The following is a 15613-nucleotide window of genomic DNA, read 5'->3' on the forward strand; positions in this document are numbered from 1 at the left end:
GCAGTCCTGCCCACGCAGGGCTGTTCCGACCTTAGAGGGTGCTCAGCCGAGGCGAGGGATTTCGATGGCGGGGCAGCGGTCCATGACCATGTCGAGCCCTGCCTCCAGGGTTCGTTCGTACGCCGCCTCGTCGATGACGCCGAGTTGGAACCAGACGGCCTTGGCGCCGATGGCGGCGGCCTGGTCGGCGACGGGACCCGCGAGGTCGCTGTTCACGAACACGTCGACGACGTCGACCTCGAAGGGGATCGAGGCGAGGTCGGGGTAGCCCTGCTCGCCGTGGACCGTCTCGGCCTTGGGGTGTACCGGCACGATGCGCTTGCCGTAACGCTGCAGGACATCCGCGACGCCGTGCGCGGCACGGCGTTCGTTGTTCGACAGGCCGACGATCGCCCAGGTGTCGCCCCCGTCGGTGAGGATCTTGCGGACCGTTTCCGGGCTCCCGTACATGGCTGACTCCAAATGAGGTAGGGACTCGTGAGGCGGGGACTCGCTGTGATGAGGAACGACGGGGGTGCGCCGGGGATTCCCCGGCCGGGCCGTCCGCGATGCGCCCGCACCTCAGGACTCTTAACGTGGCAAAGCAGCGCTTCGGAGAATTCTCCCGGGAGGAGCCTCATGTCGGACGACGCGAGCCTGGAGGACATCTTTGCCGTCCCCGCCATGGGAGGGGGCGCGCCCAAGGAGGGCTTCCCGGAGAAGGAGATGTTCTCCGACGTCGCCTATCAGCTGGTCCACGACGAGCTGATGCTGGACGGGGTGTCGCGCATGAACCTGGCGACCTTCTGCACGACCTGGATCGACGACAAGGCACGCCGGCTGATGGCCGAGACCGTCGACAAGAACATCGTCGACAAGGACGAGTACCCGCAGACCGCCGCACTCGAGCAGCGCTGTGTGCGCATGCTCGCCGACCTGTGGCACGCCCCGGACCCGGCGAGCACCCGCGGCACCTCGACCACGGGTTCCAGCGAGGCCGCGATGCTCGGCGGGCTCGCCGCCAAGTTCCGCTGGCGCGCCCGCGGCGGCACCGGCACGCCGAACTTCGTGTGCGGTCCGGTGCAGGTGTGCTGGGAGAAGTTCGCCCGCTACTTCGACGTGGAGATCCGCCAGATCCCGCTGTCCGGCGACCGGTTGACGATGGATCCGGACCAGGTGGCGGCGTACTGCGACGAGAACACCATCATGGTCGTCCCCACCTTCGGCCAGACCTTCACCGGCCTGTTCGAGGACGTGGCCGGGGTCAGCGCCGCCCTCGACGAACTGCAGCGCCGCACCGGTCTGGACATCCCCATCCATGTCGACGCGGCCAGCGGCGGCTTCCTCGCCCCGTTCACGGCACCGGATCTGGCCTGGGACTTCCGGCTGCCCCGGGTGAAGTCCATCAACGCCTCCGGGCACAAGACCGGCCACGCACCCCTGGGCGCCGGCTGGGCGATCTGGCGCGAGGCCGCCGACCTGCCCGAAGAGCTCGTCTTCAACGTCAACTACCTCGGCGGCGACATGGCCACCTTCAACCTCAACTTCTCGCGCCCCGGCAGCCAGGCCATCACCTCCTACTACGAGTTCATCCGGCTCGGCCGCATCGGCTACACCCGCCTGCAGACGGCCATCTACTCGGTCGCCCGGCACCTGGCCCAGGGCATCGCCCAGGCCGGCCCCTTCGAGGTCATCCACGACGGAGATCCGCAGCGCGGCATCACCGCGGTCTCCTGGGGGCTCGCGGGCGGGCAGGACTTCAGCCTGTACGACCTCTCCGACCGGCTGCGGGCGCGCGGCTGGCTGGTCGCGGCCTACCCCCTGCCGGACGACCGCGGCGACGAGACGATCATGCGGGCCGTCCTGCGGCACGGCTTCACGCACGACATGGCCGATCTGTTCCTCGCCGACGTCGACCGCGGCCTGCAGCACCTCGCCGCACACCGGCCCAAGACGCCGCTCACCAGCGAGGACGGCGGCGGGTTCACGCACAACGCCACCGCCGCGGTGCCCCTGCCGGGGGCGGGTTCGCAAGGGAAGGCTCCCTTCTAAACTGCGGCCCATGACGATCTCCACTGCCGCCATCGCCGAGGATCTGGCGCCCACCGGCACCCTGCGTGCCTCGATCAACCTGGGCAACCCGGTCCTGGCCCAGGGCACGCCGGCCGAACCGGCGGGCGTGACCGTCGACATCGCACGCGAGATCGGCGCCCGCCTCGCCGTGCCGGTGGAGCTGCTCTGCTTCGACGCGGCACGCAAGTCGTACGAGGCGATGGCACAGGGCGAGGCCGACCTCTGCTTCCTCGCGGTCGACCCCGCGCGGGAGGCCGAGGTCGCCTTCACGGCGCCGTACGTCGTGATCGAGGGGGTGTACGCCGTGCCCGGCGGCTCGGACCTCACCACGGCCGCGGACGTCGACCGCGCGGGGGTGCGGATCGGCGTGAAGCGCGGGTCCGCCTACGACCTGTTCCTCACGCGGACGCTGCAGCGGGCGAGCGTCGTACGGGGCGAGGAAGGCGTCGACGTGTTCCTGGAGCAAGGGCTGGAGGTCGCGGCCGGCATCAGGCAGCCGATGACCGAGTACGTGGCCGGGCATCCCGAACTGCGCCTGATCCAGGACCGGTTCATGCAGATCCGGCAGGCGGTGGGCACGACCAAGGTGCGTCGGCCGGAGACCGTGCGGTTCCTCAGGGGCGTCGTCGAGGAGTTGAAGGCCGACGGATTCATCGCCGGGTCACTGCGGCGCGCACAGCAGTCGAGCACCCTGGTCGCACCGCCCGAACAGGCGTAGGCCCGGACCGCCCCTGGGAGATGATCGAGCCATGCCCGACAACGCCCATGCCCGAGCCGTGCCCGACAGCGCCGATGCCCGGGCCGACGCCCCCGTCATCGTCAGCAGCGACCCCGCGTCCTTCGCCCACGGCGTTTTCGCCGAGCGGCATCCCGCGCTCATCGCCCGGGTGCGCTCGGCCCAGCCGTACGGCCCCGAGCAGCACCGGGCGCTCGACGCCCTGCTCAAGTCCGGCACCGAGGGCGTGATGGAGCCCCTGCGGGACGATGCGCCCGACCGGGAGCAGTGGGCGGCCTGGGACCGGGGCCGGCTGGGCCGGTCCTGGTACGACGCCCCGTTCCTGTGGGCGGAGAGCTACTTCTATCGCAAACTCCTCGAAGCGGTCGGGTACTTCGAGCCGGGCGGCGCCTGGCAGGGCATCGACCCCTTCCGGCCCTTCAAGCTCGCCGAACTGCGCACCCCCGAGGCCGAGTCGGAGCTGGCGGCCCTGGACCGGCTCGCCCTGCGACCGGAGGCGGAGCAGGCCCGCGCCCTGCTGCACGGCTCGCTCTGGGGCAACCGGGCGGACCTGGGCTTCCGCATGGTGGCCGGCGGCGAGGGCGCGGCGGACGGCGCCGAATTCCCGATGGTCGCGGACGACTCCGAGGTGCTGTGGTCGCTGCTCCCGGCAGGCGGCCCGAACAAGGTGTGCCTGGTCGCGGACAACGCCGGACGCGAGCTCGTGCCCGATCTGCTCCTCGTCGACCACCTGTTGCGCCACGAGTACGCCGAGCAGGTCGTCCTGCACGTCAAGCCGTCCCCGTACTACGTCTCCGATGCCACCACTGCCGACGTCGTCGACTGCCTGCGCCATCTGAAGCAGGCCGAAGGTACGGCCGCAGCGGTCGGCGAGCGGCTCTGGGCGGACATGGCGAGCGGTCGCCTCACCGTGCGCGCGCACGCCTTCTCCTGCGCACCCCTGCCCTACGCGGAGATGCCCGACGACCTGCGCCAGGACTTCGCCGCCGCCACGCTGACGATCATGAAGGGCGACCTCAACTACCGGCGCCTGGTGGGCGACCGACTCTGGCCGCCCACCAGCCCGTTCACCGCGCGCACGGCCTATTTCCCGGGCCCGGTCGCGGCCCTGCGCACGCTGAAGTCCGACGTGATCGTCGGCCTCGACGCGAGCGCGGTGGCCGCGCTCGTCGCGCGGCACGGGAACCGCTGGCGCACCAGCGGAACCCATGCCTTGATCCAGGCGCGACGCTGAGCGCCGGGACCTGACGGGTCAGGACCTACCGGGCCAGGACCTTCCCGGCCACCGCGGCCGGCACCGAGGCGTACCCGGTGGCCCGCGTGGTGAAGGTGCCCCGGCCCTGCGTGCGCCCACGCAGGGACGACGCATAGCCGAACAGTTCGGCCAGCGGCACCCGCGCCGTGAGCACGGCCGTGCCGGACCGGGCCAGCTGCCCCGAGACCCGGCCGCGGCGTGCCGCCAGGTCGCCGAGGACGCCGCCCACCGCGTCGTCGGGCACGGTCGCCGTGACCTCGACGACCGGTTCCAGGAGCTCCGTCACCGCCGTCCGCAGCGCCTCGCGCAGCGCGAAGCGGCCCGCCGTGCGGAACGCCATCTCCGAGGAGTCCTTCGGATGGGTCGCCCCGTCGGTCAGGGTGACCCGCACCCCGGTCACCGGATGCCCGCCGAGGGGACCCTCGACGAGCGCGTCCCGGCAGCCGGCCTCCACGGCGCGCACGTACTCCTGCGGCACCCGTCCGCCGACGACGGCGGACCGGAACTCGAAGCCCTCCGCGGCGCCGTCGGAAGTGCTCTCCAGCGGCTCGACATCGAGCACCACATGGGCGAACTGGCCCGCACCTCCGTCCTGTTTGACATGCCGGTACACCAGACCGGACACCCCGCTGACGACCGTCTCCCGGTACGCCACCTGCGGGCGTCCCACGCCGACCTCCAGACCCTGAGCACGGCGGATCTTCTCCACCGCGACCTCCAGATGCAGCTCACCCATGCCGGAGAGCACCGTCTGCCCGGTCTCCGGATCGGTCCGGACGGCCAGCGACGGGTCCTCCTCGACCAGTCGCGCCAACGCCGTCGCGAGCCGGCCGGTGTCGACCCGCCTGCGCGCCTCCACCGCCACCGACACCACCGCGGCGGCCACCGCGGGCGGTTCCAGGACCAGGGGCGCGGAGGGCGCGCACAGAGTGCTGCCCGCGCGTGTGCCCTTCAGGCCGACGACGGCGACGATGTCCCCGGCGACCGCCTGCTCCAACTCCGCGTGCCGGTCCGCCTGTACGCGCAGAATCCGGCCGATCCGCTCGGTGCGCCCCGCACCCGCGTCCAGCACACCGTCCCCCTTCCTGATCGTTCCGGAATACACGCGTACGTACGTGAGCCGCCCGGTCGCCGTCGCGTTCACCTTGAACGCGAGCCCGGCGAACGGCGCCCCGGGATCGGCGTCACGCTCCTGCACGGCGTCGCCGAGCGTGCCGCGCACCGCCGGAACGTCCAGCGGCGACGGCAGATAGGCCACGACGGCCTCGAGCAGCGGCTCGACACCACAGTTGCGGTACGCCGACCCGCACAGCACCACCACACCGTCGCCGGCGCGCGTGATGTCGCGCAGCGCCGAGGCCAGCGTCTCGGTGGAGAGCGCGCCTTCGGCGACGTACTCCTCCAGCGCGCCCGGATGCAGCTCCGCCACCGCCTCCTCCAGGACGTGCCGCCGCTGCCGGGCCTGCTCGCGCAACTCCTCGGGAACAGGCGTCACTTCATACGTTCCGCTCTGCGTGTCCCAGACCTGGGCGTGCAGACGCAGCAGGTCGATCACGCCGGTGAAGTCGCCCTCCCGGCCGATCGGCAGCTGCACCACCAGCGGGACCGTGCCCAGCCGTTCCCTGATCGACCGGGCCGCCGTGTCGAGGTCGGCGCCGGCCCGGTCCAGCTTGTTGACGAACGCGATCCTCGGCACGCCGTACCGGTCGGCCTGCCGCCACACCGACTCGCTCTGCGGCTCCACGCCCGCGACGGCGTCGAAGACCGCGACCGCCCCGTCGAGCACCCGCAGCGAACGCTCCACCTCGTCGGCGAAGTCCACGTGGCCCGGGGTGTCGATCAGGTTGATCCGATGCCCGTCCCAGGCGCAGCTGACGGCCGCGGCGAAGATGGTGATCCCACGGTCGCGCTCCTGGGTGTCGAAGTCGGTGACCGTCGTGCCGTCATGGACTTCGCCCTTCTTGTGGGTGGTGCCGGTGACGTACAGGATCCGCTCGGTGAGCGTGGTCTTGCCCGCGTCGACGTGGGCGAGAATGCCGAGATTCCGGACGCTCGCGAGGGAACTGGTCGTCAGGCGCTGGAGGTTGAGGTTGGTGCGCACGGCCCGAGGCCTTTCGGTGCGATGGTGCAGAGCGGGAAAAGGGCAGCGCGATGTCCGGACGGAGCTTTCCCGGGATTTCCCGCACGAGGGCGCGCAGGGGCCCTCGGAGACGGTGGAACTGTCAGACGGGAATCAGGTGTACGTCACGGAGCTTCAGCGACGGCCGCGCAGCCGGCGCCGAGCGGACGAAGACACCAGGATCACGTCGTAGCGGGCACGGACGACGGAACGGGGAACGCGGACAGCTGCGCGGATTCGCACGGCTCGGCCCCCCTGGTTCGCATGCGTCGCTTCGGTCGGCACCGGATCCGATTCGCGGTGCGCAAAGCGAGTGTAGGGAGAAGCCGCCGGGCCGCGCACGGGAATTATGGTGCGGGGACCACGTGCCGAACCGGAGCCGGGCCCGCCCCCGTGCGGGTCCGGCTCCGGTCGGAGCGTGCCGGCTGAACGGCGTGCGTCCCTCCTCTCCGCGAGACGCGGCGAGAGGGTCCAGCGGGGAGTTGTACCGGTCCGGCCCGAGCCGGCAGTTGCCGCGTCACTCCTCGGGTACGGATCCGTTCGTCGTCCTGTTCAACGCGGGCCGTAGAAGGCCAGAAACATGTCCACGCCCCCGGTGATCAGCCGGTCGGTGAGGTCGGCGTCGATGTGGGTGCCGTACGCGCTGAAGACCAGGTGCGGAAAGAGCACGAGCGAATACAGCTGGAGGAGGGCGACCTCCAGGTCGGGGAGGATGAGCCGGCCCTCGTCGGCCAGCTTCTGCAGCGCGGCCGCGACCTCCGGGTGATGGGTGCCCGGGGTGTGCTGCTGCCAGGCCGAGCCGAGCTCGGGGAAGCGGTGCAGCTCGCGTGCGACGAGATTGCGCATGGCCAGAATGTCGTCGTTGTCGCGGACGGCGCGCACCCAGGACCGTGCGGCGTCGACCAGCGCGGCCCGGAGGTCGTCGGCGTCGGTGAGGCCGTCGAGCGCGGTGATCAGGGTGTCGCCGACCGGTGCATCGAGGGCGTCCGCGATCACGGCCGTGAACAGCTGTTCCTTGCTGCCGAAGTGGTTGTAGACCGTCACCTTCGAGACGCCCGCCACCGCGGCGATGCGGTCCATGCCGGCCGCGAACCCCTCCTTGAGGAAGGTCTCCCGTGCCGCGTCGACGATCGCCTTCCGCTTCTTCTCGGCGCGCGGCCCGGCGGGCGGCTGCTTGGCCATGTGCTCCGTCATGAGGGCAGCGTACCGATTACTGAACTGTACGGTTGAGTTCATGTGAGCTGAACTGTACTGTTCAGTTCATGACTACGCATCGGGATGCCGAGCACGCCCACCCTTCTGTTCACGCGCATGCGCACCACGACGAGAGTCCTCAACTCCCGCACCGTTGGCGGCTGTTGGCCCTCCTCTGTCTCGCCCAGTTCATGCTCATCGCCGACGTGACCGTCATCAACGTCGCGCTCCCCACCATCGGCGCCGAGCTCTCCCTCGGCGGGTCCGGTCTCACCTGGGTCGTCACCGCCTACACCCTCTTCTTCGGCAGCCTCCTGCTGCTCGGCGGCCGGCTCGCGGACGCGCTCGGCAAGCAGCGCACCTTCCTGGCCGGGCTCACCCTGTTCACCGTCGCCTCCATGGCCTGCGGCCTCGCCCCCGGCGGCGGCACGCTCATCGCCGCCCGGTCCGTGCAGGGCGTCGGGGCGGCGCTGATGTCGCCGGCCGCGATGGCGCTCGTCACCACGTTCTTCCGCGGCCCCGACCGGAACAAGGCCCTCGGCATCTGGGCCGCCATCGGCGGCGCCGGATCCGCCGTGGGCGTCCTGCTCGGCGGTGCCTTCGTGTCCGGGCCGGGCTGGGAGTGGGTGTTCTTCATCAACGTGCCGGTCGGCCTGGTCGCCCTGCTCGGAGTGCCCGCGCTGCTGCGCAACTCCCGCGCCCTGGTGGCCCCTTCGGGCCGGCATGGCGGGCTCGACCCGGTCGGCGCGCTCACCCTCACCGCCGCGCCGGGGCTGCTCATCTTCGGCCTGGTCCAGGCCCGTGACCACGGCTTCGGCGCGCCCGCCGGATGGCTGCCGCTGCTCGGTGCCGCGCTCGCCGCCCTCGCGTTCGTCGCCGTGGAGCGCCGGGTCCGCGAACCCCTGGTCCGCCTCGCCCTGTTCGGCCGCCGCTCCCTGGTCGGCGGCGGCGCGGTGATGCTCGCCGCGTCCGGGCTGCTGATCGCGAGCTTCTTCCTGTCCTCCTTCTACCTCCAGCACGTGCTCGGCTTCAGCGCCCTCAAGACGGGGCTCGCCTTCCTGCCGGTCGCCGTCGCGATCACGCTCGGCGCCCACCTCGGCTCCCATCTGGTGGGCCGGCTCGGCTGGCGCCCGGCGGGGACCGCGGCCTTCGCGCTGACCGCCGTGGGGGCGTACCTCCTGACGGGCCTCGACAAGGACAGCAACGTATGGACGGAGCTCGTACCCGGCTTCGCCCTGCTCTCCTTCGCGCTCGGCACGGGCTTCGTGTGCGCCACCACCGCGGCGATGAACGGCCTGCCCCACCAGGACATGGGCCTCGCATCGGGCCTCGTCGGCACCGCGCACGAGCTCGGTGCGGCGCTCGGCGTCGCGGTGATCTCGACCGTCGCGGGCGCGAGCCTGGAGGGCCCGGCGGCCGGTGGCGCGGTCGGCACCGGCGGGTTCGACAACGCCTTCACCGCCTGCGCGATCATCGCCGCCGCGGTGGCCGCGCTCGGTGCGCTGCTGCTGCCCGCGGGCCGTCCGGACCCGGCGGCCGGTCCGGTCATGGCGCACTGACGTCGGCGGGTCCGCCGCGTGCGCATACGCTGGCGGAATGCAGGACGAGTACCGCACCGTGCCCCGCGAGGGCGTGCACGAGACCGAGGTCAACCGCTCGCGTTTCCTGTGCGCCCTCGCACCGGCGGCCACCGAGGAGGAGGCGCAGGAGTTCATCGCGCGCATCCGCAAGGAACACCCGTCCGCGAACCACAACTGCTGGGCGTACGTCATCGGCGCCGACGCGTCCGTACAGAAGGCGAGCGACGACGGCGAGCCAGGCGGCACCGCCGGCCTGCCCATGCTGCAGATGCTCACCCGGCGCGACATGCGGTACGTCGTCGCGGTCGTCACCCGCTACTTCGGGGGCGTCAAGCTCGGCGCGGGCGGACTGATCAGGGCGTACGGGGGAGCGGTCGGCGAAGCGCTCGACCAGCTCGGCACGATCACGCGACGCCGCTTCCGGCTCGCCACCGTGACCGTCGACCACCAGCGGGCGGGCAAGGTGCAGAACGATCTGCGGTCGACCGGGCGCGAGGTGCGCGACGTGCGGTACGGCGAGGCCGTCGCCATCGACATCGCGTTGCCGGACGCGGACGTCGAGGCCTTCCGCGGCTGGCTCGCCGACGCGACGGCGGGGACCGCGGAGTTCGAGCTCGGCGGGGAGGCGTACGGGGACGTCTGAGGCTCAGCAGTCGCTCGGTGAGCACTGCTCGACGTGGGCGACTCCCGGCAGGTCGGCGAGGAAGCGTTCGAGCTGGTCCTGCTTCGCTTCGGACATGCTCTCGGGGTAGGTCACGTGCAGGAACGAGCCCGCGTCGCTGCTCAGCACGTACACGTTGCTCGCCCCGTGCCCGATGGTGTCCAGGCGGTAGTCGTACGGCGGGGGTGGCGGACCGACGCCGTTCGCCTGGGCCGCCGCACCGTCCGCGTCGAGCTCCGCGCGGAAGGTGTGGGTGTCGCGGAGCGTGACGCTCCACAACACCCAGCCGACCAGCACGGCGATCAGGGCGGCGACACCTCCGGCCACACCGACCGCGATGCGGGAGCGCACGCGCGAGCTCCGTGGATCGGCCGTCGCGCACAGCAGCACCAGCGCGGCCGGCACGTAGACGAAGAGGCCCAGGAGCAGCCCGAGTACCCCCACGACGATCAGCGCGAGCCCGGTGACCAGGCAGATCGAGCGGAAGCGCCGGGGCTGCCGCGTCACCAGCGGCAGGGCGATCCACGGCGCGACGAGGATGTGGACGGCGCCGAAGTACGAGAAGCCGCCCAGGAGGAGTCCCGGCACGGCGGTCGCCAGTGCCACCAGCACGAGGATCCGCTGGCGCCGATGGACCTTGTCCGGCTCCGGCGTCGCACCACCCGCATCCCGCTCCGGCGTCGCACCACCCGCATCCGGCTTCCAGGCCCCCACCGGCCCTGTCGTTTGCGCCACAACACCCTCCCCGGTCAATAGCTTCCCGATCGTAAATCGGCATGCCCTCGCGCGTGGTGCCCCGGGGCGGTGACGGTGGTCACCGCCCCGGGCGTGAATCCCGATGCGGCTGAGAGCACGACGTACGGCCCGATACTCTCGGGGATCATGAGGCTGCTGCACACATCCGACTGGCACCTGGGGCGGGCATTTCACCGAGTGAATCTGCTCGACGCCCAGGCCGCTTTCATCGACCACCTCGTCGCCGTCGTGCGCGAGGAGCGGGTCGACGCGGTGCTCGTCGCCGGTGATGTCTACGACAGGGCGGTGCCCCCGCTCGCCGCCGTCGAGCTCTTCGACGAGGCGCTGCACCGGCTCGCGGACCTCGGCGTGCCGACCGTGATGATCTCCGGCAACCACGACTCGGCGCGCCGCCTCGGCGTCGGCTCCGGCCTCATCGACAAGGCGGGCATCCACCTCAGGACGTCCCCCGCCCGTGTCGCCGAACCCGTCGTCCTCGCCGACGCCCACGGCGACGTGGCCTTCTACGGGCTGCCGTACCTCGAACCCGCCCTGGTCAAGGACGAGTTCAAGGTGGCCAAGCCCTCCCACGAGGCGGTCCTCGGCGCCGCCATGGAGCGGGTGCGGGCGGACCTGGCGGTACGTCCCCACGGCACCAGGTCCGTCGTCCTCGCGCACGCCTTCGTCACCGGGGGCAGCCCCAGCGACAGTGAGCGCGACATCACGGTCGGCGGCGTCGAGTCCGTGCCCGCCGGGATCTTCGACGGCGTCGACTACGCCGCGCTCGGGCACCTGCACGGCAGCCAGACCATCGCCGACCGGGTGCGGTACTCCGGATCGCCGCTCGCCTACTCCTTCTCCGAGGAGCACCACCGCAAGACCATGTGGCTCGTGGACCTCGGCCCGGACGGCGAGCTCGCCGCCGAACGCGTCGACTGCCCCGTGCCCCGCCGACTCGCCCGTATCGCGGGCAAGTTGGCGGACCTCCTCGACGACCCGGCGCTCGACGTACACACCGAAAGCTGGGTCGAGGCCACCCTCACCGACGCGACCAGACCGGCAGATCCCATGGCCCGCCTCGCCGAGCGCTTCCCGCACGTCCTGAGCCTCGCCTTCGAGCCCGAGCGGGTCGACGCCGACCCGGTCGCCTCGTACGCACAACGCCTCAAGGGCCGCAGCGACCAGGAGATCGCCGAGGACTTCGTCGGGCATGTGCGCGGCGGCGCCGGGCCCGAGCCGGGCGAACGGGCCGTGCTGCAGGACGCGTTCGACGCCGTACGCGCCGACGAGGCCCTGCGCGAGGTCGCCCGATGAGGCTGCACCGGATGACCGTCGCCGCCTTCGGGCCGTTCGGCGGCACTCAGGAGGTCGACTTCGACGCGCTCGGCGAGGCCGGGATCTTCCTGCTGCACGGGCCGACCGGCGCCGGCAAGACGTCCGTCCTCGACGCCGTCTGCTTCGCCCTGTACGGCTCCGTGCCCGGCGCCCGCCAGACGCAGGGCGGCACCCTGCGCAGCGACCACGCCGCCGTCGACGTCCGCACCGAGGTATGCCTCGAACTGACCGTCGCCGGGCGGCGGTTGGAGATCACCCGGCAGCCCGCCTGGATGCGCCCCAAGAGGCGCGGCACCGGCACCACGCCCGAGAAGGCACAGTCCTGGCTGCGCGAGTACGACGCGCCCGAAGGGGCCTGGAAGGACCTCAGCCGCTCCCACCAGGAGATCGGCGAGGAGATCACGCAGCTGCTCGGCATGAGCAAGGAGCAGTTCTGCCAGGTCGTCCTGCTGCCCCAGGGCGACTTTGCCCGCTTCCTGCGCGCCGACGCCGAAGCCCGCGGCAAGCTCCTCGGCCGGCTCTTCGACACGCGCCGCTTCGCCGCCGTCGAGGACCGGCTCGCCGAGCTGCGCCGGGGCACCGAGGCCCGGGTCAAGGCGGGCGACGACCGGCTGCTCGCCGCCGCGCACCGCATGCAGCAGGCGGCGGGCGACGCGGCGGAACTGCCGCTGCCCGACGTCACGCCCGGCGAACCCGGCCTCGCCCGTGCCGTCCTGATCTGGGCCGCGCAGGCCAGGTCCGGGCTGCGCGAGCGCCTTGCCGTCGCCCGTGTGGCCGCCGACGCGGCCGAGTCCGCGCAGGTGGCGGCGCAGGCCGAACTGGACGGCGTACGCGAGACGCATCGCCTGCAGCGCCGCCTCGCCGAGGCCCGCGAGCGGGCCGCCCGGCTGGAGGAGCGCGCCGGTGAACTGCAGGAGCTGCAGACCAGGATGGAGCGCGGCCGCAAGGCCGAGACCGTCGTGCCCGCGCTGCGGCTGCGCGCCGACGCCGAGGCGGAGCACCGCAGGGCGGCCGCCGCTGAGGAGCACGCCTGCGGCAGGCTGCCCGACAGCTTCGCCGGGGCGGGGGCGGCGGGCCTGACTGCCGCCGCCCGCAAGGCACTTGAGGAGCTCGGCGGGCTGGAGTCCGCCCGCCGCGCCGAGCAGCGCCTCGGCGAACTCGCCGCCGAGCGCGCCGCCCACGACCGGCAGGAGCGCGCGGACCAGGAGGTCCTTCAGGAGGCCGGGGCCTGGCTCGACGGCTGGGACGACACGCGCCGCACCCTGCAGGACCGCATCGAGGAGGCCCAGGACGCGGCCACCCGCGGCGAGCACCTTGCGGCCCAACTGGACCAGGCGCAGGCGCAGTTGGACGCGGCCCGCCGCCGCGACCGGTTGACCGCGCAGGCCGAGACCGCCCAGGAGCGGGCCGTCACGGCCCGCGAGGGTGCCGCCGCCGCGCACGAGCACTGGCTCGCCCTCAAGGAACAGCGGCTCCAGCACATCGCGGCGGAGCTCGCGGAGGGGCTGCGCGACGGCGAGGCCTGCGCCGTCTGCGGCTCAGCCGAACACCCCGCGCCCGCCCGGAAGATCCCGGGCCATGTCGACCGGCAGGCCGAGGAGGCCGCCCTCGCCCGCTATCGGGGCGCCGACGAGGAGCGCGCCGAGGCCGAGCGCGCGCTGGCCGGCGTACGCGAATCCCTCGCCGCCTCCGCCGCGGCTGCGGGGAATGCCGGCACCGCCGAACTCGGTTCCTCCGTAGCGGAGTTGAGCACCGAACACGCGCAGGTCCGAGGCCTGGCCGCCGGACTCGCCGCCGCCCGCGAGACCCTTGCCCGCGCCGAGGCCGAACGCGACCGCCGCCTCGCCGCCCAGCAGGAAGCCGCCACCCGCGCCGCGTCCCGCACCACCCTGCGCGAGACGCTGGACCGCGAACGGGCCCAGCTCCAGGCCGAGTTGGACCAGGCCCGCGGCGCCGCCGACAGCGTCGCCGCCCGCGCCCACCAGCTCGACCGGCAGGCCGCCCTGCTCACCGAGGCCGCCGACGCGGTACGGGGTGCCGAAGAGGCCGCGCAGCGCCGCAAGGACGCCGACTCCCGGCTCGCCGACGCCGCCTACCGGGCCGGCTTCGAGACGCCCGAGGACGCGGCCACCGCCGTACTCGACGACCACCAACACCGCGAGCTGCAACGCCGCCTGGACGCCTGGCAACAGGAGGAAGCGGCCGTACGCGCCGCCCTCGCCGAACCCGACACCACGGCCGCGGGCCACCTCCCGCCCGCCGATCCGGCCGCCGCCCAGTCGGCCGCCGAGAGAGCCGACCGCCGCCTGCGCGAGGCCGGCTCCGCGCGCGACGCCGCCGCCCGGCGCTGCGCCGAACTCGACCAGCTCTCCCGCCGTGCGGCCGGCGAGGCCCGCGATCTCGCCCCGCTGCGCGCCGAGCACGACCAGGTGGCGCGGCTCGCCGCACTCACCGCGGGCACCTCGGCGGAGAACGAGCGCAAGATGCGCCTGGAGTCGTACGTCCTCGCCGCCCGCCTCGAACAGGTGGCGGCCGCCGCGACCGTACGCCTGCAGCGCATGTCGTCCGGCCGCTACACCCTCGTCCACTCCGACGACCGCGCGGGACGCGGTCGTTCGGGCCTCGGCCTGCACGTCGTCGACGCCTGGACCGGCCGCGAACGCGACACCGCGACCCTCTCCGGCGGCGAGACCTTCTTCGCCTCGCTCGCCCTCGCCCTCGGCCTCGCCGACGTCGTCACCGACGAGGCGGGCGGCATGCGCCTGGACACCCTCTTCATCGACGAGGGCTTCGGCAGCCTCGACGACCAGACCCTCGACGAGGTCCTGGACGTCCTCGACTCGCTGCGCGAACGCGACCGCAGCGTCGGCATCGTCAGCCACGTCGCCGACCTGCGCCGCCGGATCCTCGCGCAGCTGGAAGTGGTGAAGGGGCGGGCGGGGTCGGTGGTCAGGCAGCGGGAAACCGGGGCCTGATCCGTCGCCGGACCCCCGCACGGCCCGTCGGCCGGGCGCGGTGCGACCGACCGAGGCCCGGTCAGGTCAAGCAGGAGCAGGGCGTCGCGTCGTGTGTGCCTGCGTCCCCGCCCGGTGGCCGAGCTGAGTACCGATACTCATGCCTTACACCGCCGACGACGGGACGATGGCCGCAGCATCGGGCGAACGGGGGAGGCGGCATGGGCAACAAGGTCGTGGGGGCGTTCGTGGTCGCGGGGGCCGCGGTTGTCGCGCTGGTGATCGCGTACGCCGTGGGGGCGCCGCCCGAGTTGGTGCTGGGAGTGGGTGCGGCGGCACTCGGACTGCTGTGGCTGCTCCTGCTCCTGACCACACCCTGGAACCTCTACTTCCGCGCGCACGCGGTCCTCGCCGAGATCGGGATCAGCAGGGAGAAGGGCCTCGTCGTCTCCGCGGAACGCGACGTCGAGGCCCGGCGGATCGCCCGCATGATGCTGCGGGTCGCCGTGGCGGGCCACCTGGTCACGGCCGCCGCCGCGCTGTCCGCCGGGCTCCTGGCCGGACGCGCCCTCGGCTACTGGTTCGCCGGATTCTTCCTGCTCAGTACGGCTTTCCGCCCGGCCGGCGCCTACTTCGACCAGCTCAGGCGGCGCCTCGGCCTGCTCCTGCGGGACGTGAAGTATCCCCGCGAGGACGTGGTCGAGCTCCGCGCACAGGTCGATCAGACCCTGACCGGCCTGCGGACACTGGAGGACAAGGCCGAGGAGCAGTACCGCGCCCTGGCCGAACTCCGCCGCGCCCACGACGCCTTGACGATGACGGCGTACCAGCGTGCCGACGAATCCGACCGCCGCTTCACCGCGCTGACAAGGAAGTTCGAGGACACGGTGGACCGGCTGACGGACAACGAGGAGATCATCACCGGGCTGAAGGCGTTCCTGCGGCTGTTGCGGTCGGACCGTGGGGTGGAGGGGCCGGTGGTCGCCCCCTAG

At 72.7% G+C, this 15613-nt stretch carries 12 protein-coding genes; 8 read left to right on the forward strand and 4 right to left on the reverse strand.

The genetic code is table 11. The annotated features are described in order from the left end of the window. Positions 1–42 precede the first annotated feature (42 nt). On the reverse strand, positions 43–450 hold the full coding sequence (locus tag OG430_RS43150; protein WP_327358124.1) for a CoA-binding protein: 408 nt from the start codon (positions 448–450) through the stop codon (positions 43–45). Between the two features lie 168 nt (positions 451–618). Here OG430_RS43150 and OG430_RS43155 point away from each other — a divergent pair, with 168 nt between their 5' ends. Genes OG430_RS43155 through OG430_RS43165 form a run of 3 tightly spaced genes read left to right on the forward strand, consistent with a single transcriptional unit; the run spans position 619 to position 4022 of the window. Next, positions 619–2031 carry a glutamate decarboxylase gene (locus tag OG430_RS43155; RefSeq protein WP_327358125.1) on the forward strand — a complete coding sequence of 471 codons (1413 nt, stop codon included), beginning with the start codon at positions 619–621 and terminating at the stop codon, positions 2029–2031. A gap of 10 nt (positions 2032–2041) precedes the next feature. Next, the gene (locus OG430_RS43160; RefSeq protein ID WP_327358126.1) at positions 2042–2770 is read left to right on the forward strand and encodes a transporter substrate-binding domain-containing protein; all 729 of its coding nucleotides are present in this window, start codon (positions 2042–2044) and stop codon (positions 2768–2770) included. A gap of 31 nt (positions 2771–2801) precedes the next feature. Further along, a complete protein-coding gene (locus tag OG430_RS43165; RefSeq protein ID WP_327358127.1) occupies positions 2802–4022 on the forward strand; it encodes a damage-control phosphatase ARMT1 family protein in 1221 nt (406 codons plus the stop codon). A gap of 25 nt (positions 4023–4047) precedes the next feature. On the opposite strand, the gene fusA is transcribed toward OG430_RS43165, so the two are convergent. After that, the gene (gene fusA / locus OG430_RS43170; RefSeq protein ID WP_327358128.1) at positions 4048–6144 is read right to left on the reverse strand and encodes an elongation factor G; all 2097 of its coding nucleotides are present in this window, start codon (positions 6142–6144) and stop codon (positions 4048–4050) included. 570 nt (positions 6145–6714) lie between these two features. Beyond that, complete coding sequence (locus OG430_RS43175; protein WP_327358129.1) at positions 6715–7356, reverse strand: TetR/AcrR family transcriptional regulator; 642 nt, start codon at positions 7354–7356, stop codon at positions 6715–6717. Positions 7357–7424: 68 nt separating this feature from the next. Here OG430_RS43175 and OG430_RS43180 point away from each other — a divergent pair, with 68 nt between their 5' ends. Then, entirely contained in the window at positions 7425–8915 is a 1491-nt protein-coding gene (locus tag OG430_RS43180; RefSeq protein WP_327358130.1) for an MFS transporter, read from the forward strand. 37 nt (positions 8916–8952) lie between these two features. Next, positions 8953–9579 carry a YigZ family protein gene (locus OG430_RS43185; RefSeq protein WP_327358131.1) on the forward strand — a complete coding sequence of 209 codons (627 nt, stop codon included), beginning with the start codon at positions 8953–8955 and terminating at the stop codon, positions 9577–9579. A gap of 3 nt (positions 9580–9582) precedes the next feature. Here OG430_RS43185 and OG430_RS43190 read toward each other — a convergent pair whose 3' ends face one another. Then, the gene (locus OG430_RS43190) at positions 9583–10332 is read right to left on the reverse strand and encodes a hypothetical protein (RefSeq protein ID WP_327358132.1); all 750 of its coding nucleotides are present in this window, start codon (positions 10330–10332) and stop codon (positions 9583–9585) included. A 147-nt stretch (positions 10333–10479) separates the two neighbouring features. Between OG430_RS43190 and OG430_RS43195 the strand changes: the two genes are divergently transcribed. The 3 genes from OG430_RS43195 to OG430_RS43205 all read left to right on the forward strand — a co-directional run bounded on the left by OG430_RS43195 (position 10480) and on the right by OG430_RS43205 (position 15613). Further along, entirely contained in the window at positions 10480–11646 is a 1167-nt protein-coding gene (locus OG430_RS43195; RefSeq protein WP_327358133.1) for an exonuclease SbcCD subunit D, read from the forward strand. Further along, the gene (locus OG430_RS43200) at positions 11643–14642 is read left to right on the forward strand and encodes an SMC family ATPase (RefSeq protein WP_327358134.1); all 3000 of its coding nucleotides are present in this window, start codon (positions 11643–11645) and stop codon (positions 14640–14642) included. Before OG430_RS43195 ends, OG430_RS43200 begins: the two co-directional genes overlap by 4 nt. A gap of 200 nt (positions 14643–14842) precedes the next feature. Continuing rightward, positions 14843–15613: a hypothetical protein gene (locus tag OG430_RS43205; protein WP_327358135.1), complete on the forward strand. Its 771-nt coding sequence runs from the start codon at positions 14843–14845 to the stop codon at positions 15611–15613.

The organism is Streptomyces sp. NBC_01304, from assembly GCF_035975855.1.
In the GTDB taxonomy this organism is placed as follows: domain Bacteria; phylum Actinomycetota; class Actinomycetes; order Streptomycetales; family Streptomycetaceae; genus Streptomyces.